We start from the raw sequence: 18,339 nt of genomic DNA on the forward strand, positions 1-18,339 counted from the left end.
CTTCGCGGCCCGAACCGGCTGGTGGGGTGGCTTTGTCGGCGTCACCCGCTAGCCTTTCCAGCCTCAGCAGCGGTTTCCAGCAGGCGGTAGGCAGATGGACTTCCCGGCGGACATTCCCGCGGACTTCCCGGCACAGGCGCACCCCCACCCGCACGGCGGGTGGCCCGGCAACGAACTGGAGGAGGTCCTGTCGGCCTCCCTCGGCGTGCCCGCGGCGGCCGGCCGGCTCATCGAGGTACTGGGCCGGAGCTTCCTGTGGATCCCGCTGCCCGAGGGCGGCGGCCCGCACAGCGGCCCGCTGGACCTGCCCACCACACAGATCGACGGCCAGGTGTACGTGCCGGTCTTCAGCTCCGAGGAGCAGTTCCGGCAGGTGGCCGGCTCCCACCTGTCGTACACGATCGCCCCGGCGGTCGAGTTCGCCCGCGGCCTGCCCCCGCAGGTCGGCATCGCCGTCAACCCCGGGGGAGTGGTCGGTGTCCCGCTGCCGCCGGAGGCGGTCGCCCAGCTCTGCCGGGCCGGCCGCACCGAACTGGACGGCCCCGCTTCCGGCGGCCGGGTCCGCCTCTTCGAACCGGACTGGCAGGACGACCCGATGGACTTCCTGGCCGCGGCGTCGGCGGAGTTCGCGGCGATCGGCGTGGTCGCCACGGCCCGCCGCTGCCTGGCCGTGATCGAGACGGCCGACCCGGTGATGTTCGTGGGCATCGAACTCTCCCAGTGGGAGGGCGACTTGCGCGCCCTGCCCCTGGAGGCCCTGGGCAAGGCGCTGGGCCGGGTCCCGGTGAAGTGGCCGGTGAACCTGGTCCTCCTCGACGTGGCGGACGACCCGGTGGGCCACTGGATGCGCGAGAACGTGCGCCCCTTCTATCAGTACGGTCACTAGGAACGCCCTGGGGGCAGCCGACTCGGGGGCGCGGGGAACCGCGCGCTCGGTCACGACGAAACCCGCACCCGCCGACGGACAATCGGTGCCACCCCCCTGGCGCTTAAGCTGTCTCCAAACGCGGGGCGGTCCTCCGAACGCGGGGCACCAGATGAAGGGGCGGTAACACGTGAGCGCCAGCGGCACCGCGGCGGCCGGACAGGTCGAGCACATGCTGCGCCAGGTAACCCCCGGGCGCTACGACGCCTACGAGGCACTCCTCCGCGCCCTCGCCACGCCCTCCTCCGGTCAGATCTGGATGCTGCTCTGGCACGGTCAGGCCGGCTCCCCCGACGCCCAGTACGGCAACATGGAGGTCGAGGGCCACGGCTACGCCCCCTGCGTGACCTCGGCCCAGGAACTCTCCGCGAGCGGCTGGAACCGCTCGTACGAGGTGGTCGACGGCGTCGACGTGGCCCGCACGCTGTACCCCGACCACTTCGGCCTCTGGCTCAACCCGCACGCCCCGGGCGGCGGCGTCGGCATCCCCTGGCTGGACCTGCGCCGCATCGCCACCGGCCTGGACCGCCAGCCGGCCGGGCCGCTCAGGCTCACCGAACCGGCCATCGAGGTCCCGCAGTTCTACGCCCTGCTCACGCAGAACGCCCACCGCACCCCCGCGGTCCGCTCGCTGCGCCGCGCCTGGGTGCAGCCGGCCCTCGGGGCGCCGTACCTCGCGATCGGCCTGGACGTGTACGACACCTCGCCGTCGGCCGTGGACTCGGTGCGGGGGATGATGCAGCAGTCGATCGGCGCGGTGCCGGACGGGCTGCCGGTGTCGACGGTCGCGATGACCGACGAGTACGACCCGGTCGTGATGTGGATGCGGGCGACGGCACGGCCCTTCTACGACCGCGAGGCGCACGCGGCGCCGGCACCGGCGGCGGGGTACGGGTATCCGGGCCCCGGGGTCTTCTGAGTTTCGGCCTGTCCGGCGCAGCAGGTCCCCCGCGGACGGTGCGTCGTCTTTTTTCTGTGCTGTTGGTTCCTGCGCAAAAAATCCGGGTGAGCGGCAATGAGTCTGCCGCTCACCCGGATTTCTCGTGGTGTTGTCCTGTGTCAGCCCTGCAGCGCCATCACGGCTTGGGGGTGCAGCCGTCAGAGCTCTTTGTCTGGCATTCCGCCCAGTGTTCCGACGAAGTTATTCCCTTGAGGATTCCCATGTCCTTGACGGGATACTGCTTGCAGTCACCGCCCTCGCGCCACTTTTCGATGTCGAAGTTGTGGTACTCGACCATGGGCTCCGCGTATCCGCGCTTGTGCGAGTCGACGACCATGGTGTCCGTCACGGTGACGCCCTTTGCGGCCGTCTTGGTCACCGAGTAGCTGGTCTTGGCGTTCACCGTGGCGATGGCCCACCCGACGGACACGCTGGCCTCGCCGCTCCATGCAGACGCCCGCGTGGTGCTCGTCGTCTCCGCGATCGAGAGTGTGGCCGCGTGGGAGCTGCTGTTGTACTTGCTGCGGACGGGCCCGCGTGACTTGTAGGAGGCGCCCGTCAGCCTGGTCACCTCGTAGTAGGTGGAAGGCTCGCAGTGCGCAGCGGCCGCCGAGGTCGCCGTCGCGGGAATGATGGCGAAGCTTCCGACGAGCAAGCCGACGCTCGTTGCCGCAGAATACAGAGTACGTTTCTTCGTTGCCTTCATTTCTCCCCGTTTCTTCCCCGTTTCGCGCAGCCCCGGTAATTCGGTTGCCGGAGCGGCTGTGACGGGAATGAAGCTAGCCCTGCGAATTAATTTCGGCAAGCAGTTCGTTTTGGTCGTGTTCGGTTGAATGCTCAGAGGAACCTCAGATTCGCAAAGCGCAGGAAAATTGATTCACGCCCAAAATCCCGATTGTCCACTCTGTGTGCCAGGGCAAAAGTAAGGGAAGTGGTGAATCGGGCATGACAAGCATCGAAGTGTGACGTCAGTCACTTCCATGCGGGTCAGGCCGACCGGTCCGGGCTTCGCCGCCGCTCGCGTCGGCGCGACGGTGGGTGACGATCCGCTGACCGCCCGAGTTCGATCTCCGCGCGTAGACATGGGCCATAGATGATGTTTTGCACCATTTACCTGAATCGGTTCCGTCCGCCCTCTGTGGCCGGTCGTCCGGATAGCGGAAACCCCTATCGTCATCACGGTTGCGCATACTTTCCCCATCAGGCCTGGCGCGTGATCACCAAGGCATTGAAGACTCGCCTCTCAGACGCGAAGTCACCGATCCTGCACGCCGGTGCGCAGTAACCGGCCGAAGGGTCTCGTGGACAGTCGGGCCGTAACCAATGGCGGCCACACCGCGGAACATGCAAGCGAACCAAGCCGCCCACCGCGGCGGACAAAGGCCGGTCACCGCCGGTGAGAGGGGTCAGGTCACTGTGACCGCACCGATCGAGACCACCGGGGCGGAGGCTGAAGTGCAGCCCGAGGCCGTGCTCGCCGGGGTCAAGAAGAGCCAGATCGAAGGGCGTTCACTTTCACAGATCGCCTGGACCCGTTTCAAACGGGACAAGCTGGCTGTTGCGGGCGGCGTCGTCGTCATCCTGCTCGTGCTGATGGCGGTGCTCGCGAAGCCCATCGAATGGGCTTTCGGGCTGGATCCCAACCAGTTCCACCAGGACCTCATCGACCCGGCTCTGCTGGCCCCCAAGGGCAGCTGGGGCGGTATGAGTTGGGCCCACCCGCTGGGCGTGGAGCCGCAGTACGGCCGTGACATGCTCGCCCGCATCATCGAGGGCTCCTGGGTTTCGCTGCTGGTCGCCGGCGGAGCCACCCTGCTGTCCGTGATCATCGGTACCGTGCTCGGCGTCGTCGCCGGCTACTACGGCGGCTGGGTCGACAGCGTCATCAGCCGGCTGATGGACACCTTCCTGGCGTTCCCGCTGCTGCTGTTCGCCATCGCCATCTCGGCATCTGTGCAGGACGGTTTCTTCGGGTTCAATGGTCTGCCGCTGCGCATCGGCGTGCTGATCTTCGTGATCGGCTTCTTCAGCTGGCCGTACATCGGCCGTATCGTGCGCGCCCAGACGATGAGCCTCGCGCGGCGCGAGTTCGTGGAGGCCGCCACCAGCCTGGGCGCCCGCGGCCCGTACATCCTGTTCCGCGAGCTGCTCCCCAACCTCGTCGCGCCGATCATCGTCTACTCGACGCTGATCATCCCGACGAACATCCTTTTCGAGGCCGCGCTGAGCTTCCTCGGAGTCGGTATCGCGCCGCCGCAGGCTTCTTGGGGCGGAATGCTCAGCAACGCTGTGGATCTCTACACCGCAGATCCGCAGTTCATGTTCGTGCCCGGACTGGCGATCTTCATCACCGTCCTGGCATTCAACCTGCTGGGTGACGGGCTGCGTGACGCGCTCGACCCTCGCAGCAAGTGACCCAACGATCGAGGGGGCATTCCTCACGTGAAGACGAGAAGGCTCACCGCCGCCGTGGCGACGGTTCTGGCGGTCTCGCTCGCCGCTGCCGCGTGCAGCAGCAGTAAAGACACCAACAGCGGCGGTGGCAGCACCGTCAAGAAGGACGCGGCGCTGGACTCCATCGTCAACGCGTCGAGCAAGAAGGGGGGGACGGTCAACCTCGAGGACTCCGACGTTCCGGACTCCCTGGACCCGGGTAACACGTACTACGGCTTCGTGCAGAACTTCTCGCGTCTGTACGCCCGTACGCTCGTCACGTTCAAGCCGGCAGCCGGCAAGGACGGCCTGACCGTCGTCCCCGACCTCGCCGACTCCCTCGGCAAGGCCAGCGCCGACGCCAAGACCTGGACGTACCACCTGCGTTCGGGCCTGAAGTTCGATGACGGCACGCCGATCACGTCCAAGGACGTCAAGTACGCGATCGAGCGCTCCAACTTCGCGCCCGAGGCCCTGTCCAACGGTCCCACGTACTTCAAGGCGTACCTGCAGGGCGGCGACAAGTACAAGGGCCCCTACAAGGACAAGAAGGGTCTCGACTCGATCGCGACCCCGGACGACCAGACGATCGTCTTCCACCTGGCCAAGCCGTTCGCCGACTTCGACTACCTGGCGACCTTCTCCCAGACGGCCCCCGTGCCGCAGGCGAAGGACGACGGCGCGAAGTACGTCCAGCACATCGTGTCCTCCGGCCCCTACAAGTTCGCCTCGTACGAGGAGGGCGCCAGTGCCTCCCTCGTCCGCAACCCGAACTGGGACCCGAAGACGGACCCGATCCGCAAGGCGCTGCCGGACAAGATCAACATCAAGTTCAAGGTCAACCCGGTCACGGTCGACAACGACCTGCTCGCCGACAAGATCACGGCCGACATCACCGGCGCCGGTGTGCAGCCGCAGACCCAGCCGAAGATCCTGAGCGGCAAGTACGCCAAGCAGACGGACAACTCGTACGCGGGTGCCACGAGCTACATGGCCCTGAACGTGCACGTCGCCCCGTTCGACAACGTCCACTGCCGCAAGGCCGTCCAGTGGGCCCTCGACAAGCAGTCGGTCATCGACGCCATGGGTGGATCGCCCAAGGGTGACGTGGCCACCACGCTGCTGCCGCCGTCGGTCAACGGCTACACCAAGTTCGACACCTACCCCTCGGCCGGCCACAAGGGTGACGCGGCCAAGGCCAAGGACGAGCTGAAGCAGTGCGGCAAGCCGAGCGGCTTCTCCACCACGCTGACGGCCCGCGCCGACCGCCCCGCCGAGATCGCGGCCGCCACGGCCATCCAGAACTCGCTCAAGGGCGTCGGCATCACGGTCGACATCAAGCAGTTCCCCTCCGGTAAGTACTTCGCCAACTTCGCCGGTGTCCCGAGCTACGTCCACCAGCACAAGCTCGGCATGATGATGATGGCGTGGGGTGCCGACTGGCCGACCGGCTACGGCTTCCTGGACCAGATCGTCGACGGTTCGGCCATCAAGCCCTCGGGCGGCAACAACCTGATGGAGCTGAACGACCCGCAGATCAACAAGGCTCTGTCCGACGCCATCTCCAACACCGACGCCACGGCCCGCACCAAGGCCTGGGGCGACATCGACAAGATGGTCCTGGACAACGCCTCGGTCGTCCCGCTGGTCTACCGCAAGAACCTGCTGATCAGGCCTACGTCCGCGACCAACGTCACGGTCACGCAGGCGTACCTCGGCATGTACGACTACACGCTGCTGGGCTCCTCGAAGTAACAGCAGGCCGGATACCCCTGAAAGGCAGGTGAAGGCTCCGGGCGGCCGGGACGGACACACTCCGTCCCGGCCCCCCGGAGCCGGACAGCTGTGGCTGCGTATATCATCCGACGCGTCTTTGGCGCCTTGGTACTGCTGCTGGTGGTCAGCGCAGTCACCTTCGCGATCTTCTTCCTGGTCCCCCGCCTGGGCGGCCAGACGGCCACCCAGCTGGCCACCCAGTACGTCGGCAAGGACGCCAACCCCGAGTCCATCGCCGCGATCAAGAAGAACCTGGGCTTCGACCACCCCATCTACATCCAGTACTGGGACTACATCAAGGGCCTGTTCGTAGGCGCGGACTACAAGTTCGGTCCCGACGCCACGCACTGCAGCGCCCCCTGCTTCGGGTACTCCTTCAAGAGTCACGTCGAGGTGTGGCCACAGCTCACGCAGCGCATCCCGGTCTCCTTCTCGCTGGCCGTCGGTGCGGCCGTGATCTGGTTGATCTTCGGTGTGACCACCGGCGTCATCTCGGCGCTGCGCAAGGGCAAGCCCGTCGACCGCATTTCGATGTTCATCGCGCTCGCCGGCGTCTCGCTCCCGATCTTCTTCACCGGACAGGTCATCAACGTCCTGTTCATCTACCAGTGGCCCATCTGGGACAGCACCGACTACGTGCCCTTCACCCAGAACCCGGGTGAGTGGGCCTGGCACCTGTTCCTGCCCTGGGTCAGCCTCGCGTTCCTCTTCTCCGCCACCTATGCCCGGCTCACCCGGGCGGGCATGCTGGAGACGATGAGCGAGGACTACATCCGGACGGCCCGGGCCAAGGGCCTGCGGGAGAGCACGGTCGTCACCAAGCACGGCCTGCGCGCCACCCTCACCCCGATCGTCACCATCTTCGGTATCGACTTCGGCACGCTCATCGGCACCGCGGTGCTCACCGAGACGGTCTTCTCCCTGCAGGGGATCGGTGCGTACTCGATCCAGGCCATCAAGGACAACGACCTGCCCATCGTGATGGCCGTGACCCTGGTCGCCGCCTTCTTCATCGTCTTCTCCAATCTGGTCGTCGACCTGGTGTACGCAGCCATCGACCCCCGCGTGAGGTACTCGTGAGCAAGCTCGAAAAGGCGGCACTGGGCGAACCGGCCACGGACGTCGCCGCCCCTTCCGATGCCCAAGACGCGTTCCTCTCCGTTCGCGATCTGCGCATCCACTTCAGCACCGACGACGGTCTGGTCAAGTCCGTGGACGGCGTCAGCTTCGACGTGAAGCGGGGCCAGACCCTGGGCATCGTGGGCGAGTCGGGCTCCGGCAAGTCCGTGACGTCCCTCGGTCTCATGGGTCTGCACCGCGCGGCGAACGCCACGGTCTCCGGCGAGGTGTGGCTGGACGGCCAGGAGCTGATCGGCGCCGACCCGGACGAGGTACGCCGACTGCGTGGCCGCAAGATGGCGATGATCTTCCAGGACCCGCTGTCCGCGATGCACCCGTACTACAAGGTCGGGACCCAGATCGTGGAGGCCTACCGGGTCCACAACAAGGTCAGCAAGAAGGTGGCCCGCACGCGCGCCATCGAGATGCTCGACCGGGTCGGCATCCCCGAGCCCGCCAAGCGCATCGACGGCTACCCGCACGAGTTCTCCGGTGGTATGCGTCAGCGCGCGATGATCGCGATGGCGCTGGTCAACAACCCCGAACTGCTCATCGCGGACGAGCCGACCACCGCCCTCGACGTCACCGTCCAGGCACAGATCCTCGACCTGATCCGCGATCTGCAGAAGGAGTTCGGCTCCGCGGTCATCATGATCACGCACGATCTCGGCGTGGTCGCCGAGATCGCCGACGACGTCCTGGTGATGTACGGCGGCCGGTGCGTGGAGCGCGGTCCGGTCGGGGAGATCTTCGACAAGCCGCAGCACCCGTACACCTGGGGCCTGCTCGGCTCGATGCCGCGCATCGACCGCGACACCGCCGACCGGCTCACCCCGGTCAAGGGCCAGCCGCCGAGCCTCATCAACGTCCCCTCGGGCTGTGCCTTCCACCCGCGCTGCCCGTACGCGGACCTTCCCAAGGGGAACGTCACCCGCACGGTGCGTCCCGAGCTGGAGCTGGCGGAGGGCGGCCACTGGTCCGCCTGCCACCTCTCGGCGGAGGACCGTACGCGGATCTGGACCGAAGAGATTGCGCCGAAGCTGTGAGTGAGACCAACAAAAAAGACACCGCCGAGGACGCCGCCGGGAAGGCCGCGATCCCGGAGCAGGCCCCGGCCCCCGAGGACGGCTCCGCCGAGCGTGAGGTGCTGCTCAGGGTCAAGGGCCTGACGAAGCACTTCCCGATCAAGAAGGGGCTCCTGCAGCGCCAGGTCGGCGCCGTGAAGGCGGTCGACGGCCTCGACTTCGAGGTGCGCAAGGGCGAAACCCTGGGCGTCGTCGGCGAGTCGGGCTGCGGCAAGTCGACCATGGGCCGGGTCATCACCCGGCTCCAGGACCCGACCAGCGGCACGATCGAGTTCGAGGGCCGGGACATCACGCGGCTGAGCACCGGTAAGTTGCGCCCGATGCGCCGCGACGTCCAGATGATCTTCCAGGACCCGTACGGCTCCCTGAACCCCCGGCACACCATCGGCTCGATCGTCTCGGCGCCCTTCCGGCTCCAGGGCGTGGAGCCCGAGGGCGGGGTGAAGAAGGAGGTCCAGCGGCTCTTGGAGCTCGTCGGTCTCAACCCCGAGCACTACAACCGCTATCCGCACGAGTTCTCCGGCGGTCAGCGCCAGCGCATCGGCATCGCCCGTGCGCTCGCCCTGAAGCCGAAGCTGGTCGTCGCCGACGAGCCGGTGTCCGCGCTGGACGTGTCGATCCAGGCCCAGGTCGTCAACCTCATGGACGACCTCCAGGAGGAGCTGGGCCTGACGTACGTGATCATCGCGCACGACCTGTCCGTCGTCCGGCACGTCTCGGACCGGATAGCGGTGATGTACCTCGGCAAGATCGTCGAGCTTGCGGACCGCACCTCGCTGTACGAGGCGCCGATGCACCCGTACACCAAGGCCCTGATGTCGGCCGTGCCGATTCCCGACCCGAAGCGGCGGGGCACCAAGAACGAGCGCATCCTGCTGCGCGGTGACGTCCCGTCGCCGATCGCGCCTCCCTCCGGCTGCCGTTTCCACACGCGCTGCTGGAAGGCGACGCAGATCTGCAAGACGACCGAGCCGGCGCTCGTCGAGCTGAAGCCCGGCCAGCGGGTCGCCTGCCACCACCCCGAGAACTTCGAGGACCAGGCTCCGCAGGACACCGTCCTGCTGACCGCGGCGAAGGAGGCCGCGGAACTGGTGGGCGAGGCGGTCCTGGAGGAGTCGGCGGCGACGTCGGCGGCGGAGGTCGCCGAGGCGGCCGAGGCCGCTTCCGAGGAAGCCACTGTTGCCGACGACCGGGCCGAGGCCGATGAGACCGACGAGGCCATCGGCTCGGCAGAAGCAGACGCAGAAGCAGACGCAGAGGCGGACGGTCAGGAGTCGGCCGACAAGCAGGGCTGATCGCTTGTGCCCACGGGCCGCAGCCCGCTCCGAAGGGCCCCTGCCGGTAGGCGAATTCCCGGGGTCCTTGCACCACAGGTGATCAACTGGCTGTATGCCAGTCGCATGACGAGGCGCTCGGCTGGGGTTTCCCAGCCGAGCGTTTTGCGTGGGTGGCTGTTGACTTCGTCGACGACGGCCGCCCGCGCAGCAGGCTGTTCGTGTTCTCCACTGGCCGAGTTGCGGGGCGTCACCCCCAGACCAGCACCCGCCACGACACCGAAGGCCGCACCGCGAGGCGCAGCACCCGGTCGCTCTTCGCGCCGGTGAAGCTCGTGGTGTACGCGGCCGTGGCGCTGCAACCCCCCACGTTCAGGACGCGACCGCCGGCTCCGTCGGTCACCTTCACGGCACCGGGCCCCACACAGATCAGTCGCACCGTGAGCTGGGAGCCCGTCTTCGTCAGGGGCACCTCGAACTGCCGGCCACCCTGCCCGCTCTGCGCCACCAGCAGTTTCCCGGAGGGAGCCGGGGATTTGAGCGATTCCAGCGTCGGCAACTGCGCTTTCGCGGGCTCCGAGGCGTGTGCCGCCGTCGGAGGCACCGATTGCCGCGCCGAGGAACCCCCGTCACTGCAGCCGGCCGAGGCCAGCAATGCGGCAGTCAGTGCGGCCGCGCGTACCGCGTATTGTGAGAATCTGGCTTGGGCGACGGAAATCATCTCTTGGTTCTCCAAAATGCTGGAATCGATGAAGGAGTTTCGCGACACTCTTACGCACGACGACCCTGTGGCATCCGCGGCGACCGCGGCAGACGGCGCCGCACCGCTGGTCATCGTTCTCGCATGGGGATCAGGATTTTGTCCCTCATCGAGGTTTGGGGGAGGCCGCTCAACCACCCCGTGTGGCGACTCCCCCCGCGAGTGTGAAACTAGAGCGCAAGTCGGTTGCGGGAAAGGGATTTTGCGATCTCCTTGCCATCACTTTCTCGGTAACCTCAAATAAGGCTCAGATTTAATTCACGCGGCTGTCGTTTTCGTATCCGGTGCCGAGTGGCGAGCCGGATCGCGGAGGCCAGGAGTCAACGGCCCAGTAGCGCATGACAAGTTGGTAAAGTCGTGTACATGACCGAACGGCAGGGGAGAGGGTTCGGCGTATCCGACCGAATCGGACCATGCACCGAAGGGACGACCCATGGCCTTCTCCCGTTCGGCACGTTTAGGGGCCCTCGCGATCGCGGCGGCCTCTTTCCTTGTCGTCGCGGCCGCCCCCGCCCCCACCCCGGGCGCCGACGGCATCGGCGACCCCTACTTCCCGCAGCTCGGCAACGGTGGCTTCGACGCCCGGCACTACGACCTCGACGTGGCCTACGCCCCGGACACCGGCCGCCTCGACGGCCGTACCACGCTCACCGCCCGTGCCACCCAGAACCTCTCCGCCTTCGACCTCGACCTGCAGAAGCTGGAGGTCACGAAGGTCGAAGTGAACGGCAGACGCGCCGAGTTCACGCGCGCCGGCGACGAGATCACCGTCACCCCGAAGGACGCGCTCCGCAAGGGCCGCGACTTCACCGTCTCCGTCACCTACGGCGGGATACCCGAGCCCCTCAACGGCCCCATCGTCTTCGGCTCCGACTACGGCTGGATGAAGACCACCGACGGCGTCTTCGTCGCCTGCGAGCCCAACGCCGCCTCCACCTGGTTCCCGTCCAGCGACCACCCCGCCGACAAGGCCACCTACGACATCCGGATCAAGGCGCCCCAGGGCCTGACCGGTGTCTCCAACGGCCGGCTGGTGTCGACGTACGACAAGGGCGGCTCGACGTACACGCACTGGCGCGAGTCGAAGCCGATGGCGACCTACCTCGCCACCGCCACCATCGGGAAGTTCGACGTGCGGACCGGGAAGACCCCCTCCGGCATCCCCATCTACGTCGCCATCGACCCGGTCCTCGCGAACAGCAACAACGTCGACGTGTACGCCGTCACCGCCGCCGCGACCGACTACTGGTCGCAGCTCTTCGGGCCGTACCCCTTCGAGGAGACCGGGGCCATAGTCGACGACATGCCGGAGGCCGGGTTCTCGCTGGAGGTGCAGAGCAAGCCGGCCTACTCGGCGGTGCGCAGCGAGACCACGATCGTGCACGAGCTGGCCCACCAGTGGTTCGGTGACTCGGTGAGCGTGGCGCAGTGGAAGGACATCTGGCTCAACGAGGGCTTCGCCACCTACGCCCAGTGGCTGTGGGCGGAGCACCAGGGCACCAGGTCCGCCCACGACTCGTTCCTCGCCGCCTACAACTCCCGGGCCGCCGACAACCCCTTCTGGCAGATCACCGTCGCCGACCCGCAGCGCGACACCATGTTCGCCTCGGCCGTCTACCAGCGCGGCGCGATGACCCTGCAGATGCTGCGCGAGCGCATCGGCGACACGGCCTTCTTCAAGCTGCTCCCGGCCTGGACGAAGCTGCACCGCTACGGCAACGCCGACACCGCCGACTTCATCCGCCTCGCGGAGAAGGTCAGCGGGCAGCAGCTGGACGACCTCTTCCAGACCTGGCTCTTCACCGCAGGGAAACCCGCCCTGTAGGCCTGGGTTTGTAAGGTTCATGCACCCTGACAGGTCACAATGTCAGGGTGCAGCTCCAGCAACTCTTCTCTCCCTCCGTCCAGCACACGCTCGACGTCATCGGCATCTTCGTGTTCGCCATCTCCGGCGCGCTGCTGGCCGTCCGCAAGAACTTCGACGTCTTCGGCATCGGAGTGATGGCCGAGGTCACCGCGCTGGGCGGAGGGATCTTCCGGGACGTGATCATCGGGGCCGTCCCCCCGGCCGCCTTCACGGACCTCGGGTACTTCATCACCCCGCTGATCGCCGCCCTGGTGGTGTTCTTCCTGCACCCGCACGTCGAACGGATCCAGTCGGCGGTCCTGGTCTTCGACGCGGCCGGCCTCGGCCTGTTCGCGGTCAGCGGCACGACGAAGGCCTACTCCTACGGCCTCAACCTCACCGCCTCCGCCGCCCTGGGGCTCGCCACCGCGGTCGGCGGTGGCGTGCTCCGGGACGTGCTCGCCAACGAGGTTCCCTCGCTGCTGCGCTGGGACCGCGACCTGTACGCGGTCCCGGCGATCGTCGGGGCGACGACGGTGGTGCTGTGCATCCACTACGACGCGCTGACCCCGTTCACCAGCGGGTTCGCGGTGGTCACCGCTTTCGTACTGCGCCTGCTCGCGATGCGCTACCACTGGCGAGCGCCGCGTGCGTGGAACCGGCGTTCGACGGTTCGGGAGGAGTAGCCCCGGCCCGAACGTGGCTCTGGCCCATGTTGAGCGTGAGCCACTCGAAGACCGTCGGCACCTGGGGCCGCCACAGCGCCATGTTGTGGCCGCCCGCGCTGTGCGGCAGGTACACCACGTGCACGGTCGTCGGGGCCTTGGCGATCTGCTCCAGCGCGACCCCGGCCTGGTAGCCGTCGCCGGACTCGCCGGAGATGTAGAGCGCGATCCGGGGCGGGCTGACCGCCTTGCGCAGCAGCAGGTAGGGGTTGTTCTGCTCGCGCAGGGTCACGCTCTGCGCGGCGAGCGAGTTGCGCTCGCCGATCGGGTCGTTGTAGCCGGACAGGCTGATCGCGGCCCGGTAGCGGTCCGGATGGGCGACGGCCAGCTTGACCGCGCAGTGGGCGCCCGCCGAGTAGCCGGCCACGGCCCAGTTGGCGGGGGCGGCCGCGGCGCGGAAGTTGTCGGTCACCATCTTCGGCACGTCGATGCTGAGCCAGCTGTCCGCGTTGACCGTGCCCGGGATGTTGGCGCATCCGGTGTCCACCCCGGCCAGCAGGTTGGTGCGCGGCGCGACCAGGATGAACGGCGCGACCTTGCCGCTCCTCATCAGCGGCTCCAGCTGCTCGGTGACCTTCAGCGAACCGAACCAGGCCTTGGCCGAGCCGGGGTAGCCGGGCAGCAGCTCCACGACCGGGAAGCGGTGGTTGCGGTAGGCGGCCTCGTGGTACTGGGGCGGCAGCCAGACGTAGACCTCGGCGTTGACGCCCGAGACCCGTCCCTTGAGCTGGGTGACCTCGACCCCGCCGGCCGCCCGCATGCCCGGCCCGTCGGCCGCCGAGAAGGCCTGCTTCACCTTCGGCAGCCGTTTCAGCGCTATGCCGCCGGTACCGTCCTGGCCGAGGTTCGCGGCCTGCTGGACATGGTTGCCGGTGCCGAGGAGGTCGGCCCAGTTGTCGTACAGGTTGTTCTCGTTGTTGACCAGCACGAAGATCAGCGTGACCGCGGTGGCCTGCGCGAACAGGAGCATCAGGATCCGGGCCGCGGCGCGGACGGCCTTGGGTCCGCGCATCCTCGACCACAGGACGAGCGGCAGTATGAGGGCGACCACGGACAGGACGATGGTCGTGTAGAGGAACGGAGTCCCGGTGAGGCTCATGTCCCCATAGAGGGGAATCGAGGGCTCCGGGTTACGGACGTGTCCGGACACTTACCTAGAAATTGCCGGAACCTCACTCGACGGACGGAGCCCTTACTGGCTGGGCACCGACCGGGCACCGGCCGGACCGCTGGTGCGTGGATCACAAAAGCTACCGCTTAGTAATCACATCTTGTACTGTTCAGGCATGCCAGAAGCAGCATCCACGCGGGCCGTGATCGGCGACAGCGAGTTCGACCGCGACACCGCGGTCACCCGGCGCGCTCCCGGCGTCTACGACATCGACCTCTCGGCCGGCTGGACCATCATCAGCGCCGTCAACGGCGGCTACCTGCTCGCCGTGCTCGGCCGGGCGCTCGCGGACACGCTGCCGCACCCCGACCCGTTCACCGTCTCCGCGCACTACCTGACCGCGTCCCAGCCGGGCCCGGCCGTGATCCGCACGGACATCGTCCGCGCCGGCCGCACCCTCTCCACCGGCCAGGCCTCGCTCTTCCAGTACGACGACGAGGGCAACGAGGTCGAACGCATCCGCGTCCTCGCTTCCTACGGCGACCTCGCCGCCCTCCCCGACGACGTCCGTACGACGGCGACCCCGCCCGCGATCCCGGCCATGGAGCACTGCTTCGGCCCGGAGGACGGCCCCGCCCCGGTCGACGGCAGCTCCGCCATCACCGAGCGCCTGATGCTCAAGCTGGACCCCGCCACCCTCGGCTGGGCCCTCGGCGCGCCCTCCGGCAAGGGCGAGATGCGCGCCTGGTTCGGTCTCGCGGACGGCCGTGACGCCGACCCGCTCTCCCTGCTCCTCGCGGTGGACGCGCTGCCGCCGACCGCGTTCGAGATCGGCCTCAAGGGCTGGGTGCCCACGGTCGAACTCACCGTCCACGTCCGCCACCGCCCCGCCCCGGGCCCGCTGCGCGTCTCCATCACCACCCGCAACCTGGCCGGCGGGTTCCTGGAGGAGGACGCCGAGGTCTGGGACGCCGAGGACCGCCTGGTGGCCCAGTCCCGCCAGCTGGCCCGCGTCCGCCTCGGCTGACCCCGGCCCCGGACCGGCGCCTCGCCGTTTCGACGGCGCGAACCCCGTTCTGTCACGGGGTTGTACCAGCGAGTAGGCGCCGCCGTGCAGCGAACTACCAGGTCAGCGGCGCCTCTTGAAGAGCGCTTTACCTCCCTGACAGGCGGCGAACAGTGGGGGCCCAAGAAGGCCTTAAGCGCCGTTGATTGAGTGCCACTCCTCAGGACTCCCTCATCCTCAATGGAGTTGTCTCTCATGAAGCGTGTACGTCTCGTCCCCGCCGTGGCCCTGCTCGCGCTGTCCCCGCTGCTGCTGACCGCGTGCGGCGGTTCGGGCGACTCGTCGTCGTCCTCCAACAGCGGCAACTCCGGCGGGCAGAGCTGTCGGCGGCCGACCGGCATGCCCACCGGCAACGCGTCGGGCAGGCCCAGCGGCGCGCCGACCGGCAACTCGACCGTCAAGCCGACGGGCACCCCCACCGGCATGCCGAGCGGCGGCCCGGGCGCAGGCGGTCAGGGCGGTCAGGGCGGCCCCGGCCGCGGCATGGGCGGCTGCGGCGGCGGCCAGGGCGGCCCCGGCGCGGGCGGCGCGGCGCCCAGCGGCGCACCGACCGCACAGGCGACGAAGAGCTGACCGCAGGGGTCGTACGGTTGGGCAGCGCCCCGTAAGGGGCGCGAGGAACTGCGCGATCGGCCACGACGGCGCCGCAGCAGACTGACGGCCTGCTGCGGCGCTTCCAGCGGAGCGCTCCGCTCAGTCCAGCCAGTGCTGCCGGCCGAGGCTGATCAGCCGCAGCTGCCGGGTGGCGAGCCGGACGACGCGCTGCCGCTCCGCCTCGGAGGACTCGGCCGACTGCGGGGACTCCGGAGACTCCAGGGTCTCCAGGAACAGGGAGGCGGTGATGAGCATCTGGTCCACGTAGAGGTGGGCGAGCATCAGCAGGTCGTCGTCGTTCCAGCCCTCGGCCTCGGGATCCTTGGCCAGCTCGGTCTTGACCTCCTCGGCGAACCGGGCGAGCTGGGCCCGGATCGCCTCCCGCACCGGCTGCACCCCGCCGTGCCGCTCCCGGGCGATGAACCGGACGTGCGCCGGGTGCGCTGCCACGTGGTCGGCGATCAGCTGCACGGCCCGGGTGATGCGTTCCGCGCCGCCCGTGGCGACCGTCGTGCGGACCATCGGATGCAGGCTGCCCAGCGCCTCGTCGACGAGGGCGACGCCGAGGTCCGCCGTCGAGCGGAAGTGCCGGTAGAAGGCGGTCGGGGCGACGCCCACGGCCCGGGTGACCTCGCGCAGTCCCAGGCTGCTCAGGCTCTGCTCCTCCAGCAGGGCGAGCGCCGCGTCCAGGAAGGCCTGGCGGGTCTTCTGCTTCTGGGCCTGTCGGATGCCGAGGGTGTGACTCATGTCATCCAGTTAACAACTGTTCTCCGGAATTGAAAAGCCGTGCGAGTTGCTAGACTCGAAGTCAGTGAACAACTGTTACTACAACCGTTCACCCAAATGTAACGGAGGGGGATCGAACCCATGCTGTTCCTCGTCGCCGCACTCATGCTGCTCGGCGTGGTGCTGGGCACCGTGGCCCACGCGCCGCTCGACGTCACCGCAGGCCTCGCCGCCGTGATCGTCGTCTGGCTGGCCGTCTTCGCACTCCGCGAGCGCCTCGCCCGCCGCCGTCACACCTCGGCCAACTGACCTTCCGTCCCCGCTCACTTGAGGAGCTGAGCATGATGCAACTCACCGCCCCCGCCACCCCCCGCCCCGAGACCCGCACCGGCACCCGCGACGCCGACGGCATGGCCGTGGCGTCCTTCATCCTGGGCCTGCTGGGCCTCCTGGTCCTGAACCTGTTCCTGGGCCCGATCGCGATCATCCTGTCCCTGGTCTCCCTGTGGCGCGGCACCGCCCGCAAGGGCCGCGCATACCTGGGCCTGGCGCTCGGCGTGGCGGACCTCGCGGTCCTGGCGATCGCGATGGCGGCCTCGAACACGGTCTCCTGGAGCCTGTAAGCAGGCCCCAGGGGGGCGCGCCCCAACGGGGCGCGGGAACTGCGCCACCGTCACGAACCACCGGCACCCGCACACCGGCACAGGCCGCCCACGACGCCCCGCGGTCCTACGGCGTAGCCCCCCGTAGAATCGACCGCACCATGGCCTACCTCGACCACGCAGCCACGACCCCGATGCTCCCGGAAGCGGTGGAAGCACTCACCGCCACCCTCGGCGTCACCGGCAACGCGTCCTCCCTGCACGCCTCAGGCCGCAAGGCCCGCCGCACGGTCGAGGAATCAAGGGAGACCCTCGCGGAAGCGCTCGGCGCCCGCCCCAGCGAGGTCGTCCTCACCTCGGGCGGCACCGAGGCCGACAACCTCGCGGTCAAGGGCCTCTACTGGTCCCGCCGCGACGCCGACCCGGCCCGCACCCGGGTCCTGGCCAGCCCCGTCGAACACCACGCGGTCCTGGACGCCGTCCACTGGCTCGGCGAACACGAGGGCGCGACGGTGGAGTACCTCCCCGTCGACACCTACGGCCGGGTCCACCCCGAGGCGCTGCGCGAGGCGATCGAACGCAACCCCGACGACGTGGCCCTCGCCACCGTCATGTGGGCCAACAACGAGATCGGCACGATCCTGCCGGTCCGCGAACTCGCCGCCGTGGCGAACGAGTTCGGCGTCCCGCTGCACGCCGACGCGGTCCAGGCCTTCGGCCAGATCCCACTGGACTTCGGCTCCTCCGGCCTCGCCGCGCTGACCGTCTCCGGCCACAAGGTCGGCGGCCCGTACGGCATCGGCGCCCTGCTCCTCGGCCGTGAGTACACGCCCGTACCCGTCCTGCACGGCGGTGGCCAGGAGCGGCACGTGCGCTCCGGCACCCTCGACGTCCCGGCGATCGCCTCCTTCGCGGTGGCGGGACGGCTCGCCGCCGAGCGCCGCGAGTGGTTCGCCCGGGAGATCGGCGCCCTGCGGGACGCGCTGATCGACGCCGTCCGCACCGCCGTGCCCAACGCGATCCTCGGCGGCGACCCGGTGGACCGCCTCCCCGCCAACGCGCACTTCACCTTCCCCGGCTGCGAGGGCGACTCGCTGCTCCTGCTGCTCGACGCCCAGGGCATCGAGTGCTCGACGGGCTCCGCGTGCACCGCCGGGGTCGCCCAGCCCAGCCATGTCCTGCTGGCCACCGGCACCGACCCTGACCTGGCCCGCGGCACCCTGCGCTTCTCGCTCGGCCACACCTCCACCCAGGCCGACGTCGAGGCGGTCGGGAAGGCGATCGGCCCCGCGGTGGAGCGGGCCAGGGCCGCCGGGCTCAGCTGACCGGCCGCGGGGGTCCCGGCCGCCCCCGCGAC

General features: G+C 68.6%; 18 protein-coding genes. 14 read left to right on the top strand and 4 right to left on the bottom strand.

The features are described 5' to 3' along the window. The first annotated feature begins 94 nt into the window (after nucleotides 1-94). Nucleotides 95-886, top strand: coding sequence for an enhanced serine sensitivity protein SseB (locus tag ACFY0K_RS38130; RefSeq protein ID WP_390643724.1), 792 nt, complete (start codon nucleotides 95-97; stop codon nucleotides 884-886). 169 nt (nucleotides 887-1,055) lie between these two features. Next, nucleotides 1,056-1,844, top strand: coding sequence for an enhanced serine sensitivity protein SseB C-terminal domain-containing protein (locus ACFY0K_RS38135; RefSeq protein WP_390643725.1), 789 nt, complete (start codon nucleotides 1,056-1,058; stop codon nucleotides 1,842-1,844). Between the two features lie 157 nt (nucleotides 1,845-2,001). On the opposite strand, the gene ACFY0K_RS38140 is transcribed toward ACFY0K_RS38135, so the two are convergent. Then, nucleotides 2,002-2,520, bottom strand: a complete 519-nt coding sequence (locus ACFY0K_RS38140) for a hypothetical protein (protein WP_388602121.1) — start codon at nucleotides 2,518-2,520, stop codon at nucleotides 2,002-2,004. Nucleotides 2,521-3,281: 761 nt separating this feature from the next. Here ACFY0K_RS38140 and ACFY0K_RS38145 point away from each other — a divergent pair. From ACFY0K_RS38145 to ACFY0K_RS38165, 5 genes are all read left to right on the top strand, one after another. Next, entirely contained in the window at nucleotides 3,282-4,280 is a 999-nt protein-coding gene (locus tag ACFY0K_RS38145; protein WP_390643726.1) for an ABC transporter permease, read from the top strand. A gap of 27 nt (nucleotides 4,281-4,307) precedes the next feature. After that, complete coding sequence (locus ACFY0K_RS38150; RefSeq protein WP_390643727.1) at nucleotides 4,308-6,053, top strand: ABC transporter substrate-binding protein; 1,746 nt, start codon at nucleotides 4,308-4,310, stop codon at nucleotides 6,051-6,053. A 90-nt stretch (nucleotides 6,054-6,143) separates the two neighbouring features. Next, entirely contained in the window at nucleotides 6,144-7,154 is a 1,011-nt protein-coding gene (locus ACFY0K_RS38155) for an ABC transporter permease (RefSeq protein ID WP_390643728.1), read from the top strand. Further along, nucleotides 7,151-8,239 carry an ABC transporter ATP-binding protein gene (locus ACFY0K_RS38160; RefSeq protein WP_351961337.1) on the top strand — a complete coding sequence of 363 codons (1,089 nt, stop codon included), beginning with the start codon at nucleotides 7,151-7,153 and terminating at the stop codon, nucleotides 8,237-8,239. The genes ACFY0K_RS38155 and ACFY0K_RS38160 overlap by 4 nt, the downstream gene beginning before the upstream one ends. Next, nucleotides 8,236-9,573 carry an ABC transporter ATP-binding protein gene (locus tag ACFY0K_RS38165; RefSeq protein WP_390643729.1) on the top strand — a complete coding sequence of 446 codons (1,338 nt, stop codon included), beginning with the start codon at nucleotides 8,236-8,238 and terminating at the stop codon, nucleotides 9,571-9,573. The genes ACFY0K_RS38160 and ACFY0K_RS38165 overlap by 4 nt, the downstream gene beginning before the upstream one ends. Nucleotides 9,574-9,802: 229 nt before the next feature. On the opposite strand, the gene ACFY0K_RS38170 is transcribed toward ACFY0K_RS38165, so the two are convergent. Beyond that, the gene (locus ACFY0K_RS38170) at nucleotides 9,803-10,387 is read right to left on the bottom strand and encodes a hypothetical protein (RefSeq protein WP_390643730.1); all 585 of its coding nucleotides are present in this window, start codon (nucleotides 10,385-10,387) and stop codon (nucleotides 9,803-9,805) included. A gap of 358 nt (nucleotides 10,388-10,745) precedes the next feature. On the opposite strand from ACFY0K_RS38170, the gene ACFY0K_RS38175 reads away from it, so the two are divergent. Both ACFY0K_RS38175 and ACFY0K_RS38180 read left to right on the top strand, forming a co-directional pair. After that, complete coding sequence (locus ACFY0K_RS38175; protein WP_390643731.1) at nucleotides 10,746-12,137, top strand: M1 family metallopeptidase; 1,392 nt, start codon at nucleotides 10,746-10,748, stop codon at nucleotides 12,135-12,137. A gap of 47 nt (nucleotides 12,138-12,184) precedes the next feature. Then, nucleotides 12,185-12,844, top strand: coding sequence for a trimeric intracellular cation channel family protein (locus ACFY0K_RS38180; RefSeq protein WP_390643732.1), 660 nt, complete (start codon nucleotides 12,185-12,187; stop codon nucleotides 12,842-12,844). On the opposite strand, the gene ACFY0K_RS38185 is transcribed toward ACFY0K_RS38180, so the two are convergent. Continuing rightward, entirely contained in the window at nucleotides 12,753-13,982 is a 1,230-nt protein-coding gene (locus ACFY0K_RS38185; protein ID WP_382717780.1) for an alpha/beta hydrolase, read from the bottom strand. The genes ACFY0K_RS38180 and ACFY0K_RS38185 overlap by 92 nt on opposite strands. 187 nt (nucleotides 13,983-14,169) lie before the next feature. On the opposite strand from ACFY0K_RS38185, the gene ACFY0K_RS38190 reads away from it, so the two are divergent. Together ACFY0K_RS38190 and ACFY0K_RS38195 are read left to right on the top strand one after the other, a co-directional pair. Continuing rightward, nucleotides 14,170-15,021, top strand: coding sequence for a thioesterase family protein (locus ACFY0K_RS38190; protein ID WP_390643733.1), 852 nt, complete (start codon nucleotides 14,170-14,172; stop codon nucleotides 15,019-15,021). 234 nt (nucleotides 15,022-15,255) lie between these two features. Then, entirely contained in the window at nucleotides 15,256-15,633 is a 378-nt protein-coding gene (locus tag ACFY0K_RS38195; RefSeq protein ID WP_390643734.1) for a hypothetical protein, read from the top strand. Between the two features lie 120 nt (nucleotides 15,634-15,753). Here ACFY0K_RS38195 and ACFY0K_RS38200 read toward each other — a convergent pair whose 3' ends face one another. Continuing rightward, the gene (locus tag ACFY0K_RS38200; RefSeq protein ID WP_390643735.1) at nucleotides 15,754-16,401 is read right to left on the bottom strand and encodes a TetR family transcriptional regulator; all 648 of its coding nucleotides are present in this window, start codon (nucleotides 16,399-16,401) and stop codon (nucleotides 15,754-15,756) included. 120 nt (nucleotides 16,402-16,521) lie between these two features. Here ACFY0K_RS38200 and ACFY0K_RS38205 point away from each other — a divergent pair, with 120 nt between their 5' ends. The 3 genes from ACFY0K_RS38205 to ACFY0K_RS38215 all read left to right on the top strand — a co-directional run bounded on the left by ACFY0K_RS38205 (nucleotide 16,522) and on the right by ACFY0K_RS38215 (nucleotide 18,307). Continuing rightward, entirely contained in the window at nucleotides 16,522-16,689 is a 168-nt protein-coding gene (locus tag ACFY0K_RS38205) for a hypothetical protein (protein ID WP_089098627.1), read from the top strand. Between the two features lie 35 nt (nucleotides 16,690-16,724). Then, nucleotides 16,725-17,003, top strand: a complete 279-nt coding sequence (locus tag ACFY0K_RS38210; protein ID WP_390643912.1) for a DUF4190 domain-containing protein — start codon at nucleotides 16,725-16,727, stop codon at nucleotides 17,001-17,003. A 140-nt stretch (nucleotides 17,004-17,143) separates the two neighbouring features. Continuing rightward, nucleotides 17,144-18,307 carry a cysteine desulfurase family protein gene (locus tag ACFY0K_RS38215; RefSeq protein WP_390643736.1) on the top strand — a complete coding sequence of 388 codons (1,164 nt, stop codon included), beginning with the start codon at nucleotides 17,144-17,146 and terminating at the stop codon, nucleotides 18,305-18,307. Nucleotides 18,308-18,339: the final 32 nt, after the last annotated feature.

Origin of the sequence: Streptomyces sp. NPDC001507 (assembly GCF_042894765.1) — a bacterium.
GTDB lineage: Bacteria > Actinomycetota > Actinomycetes > Streptomycetales > Streptomycetaceae > Streptomyces.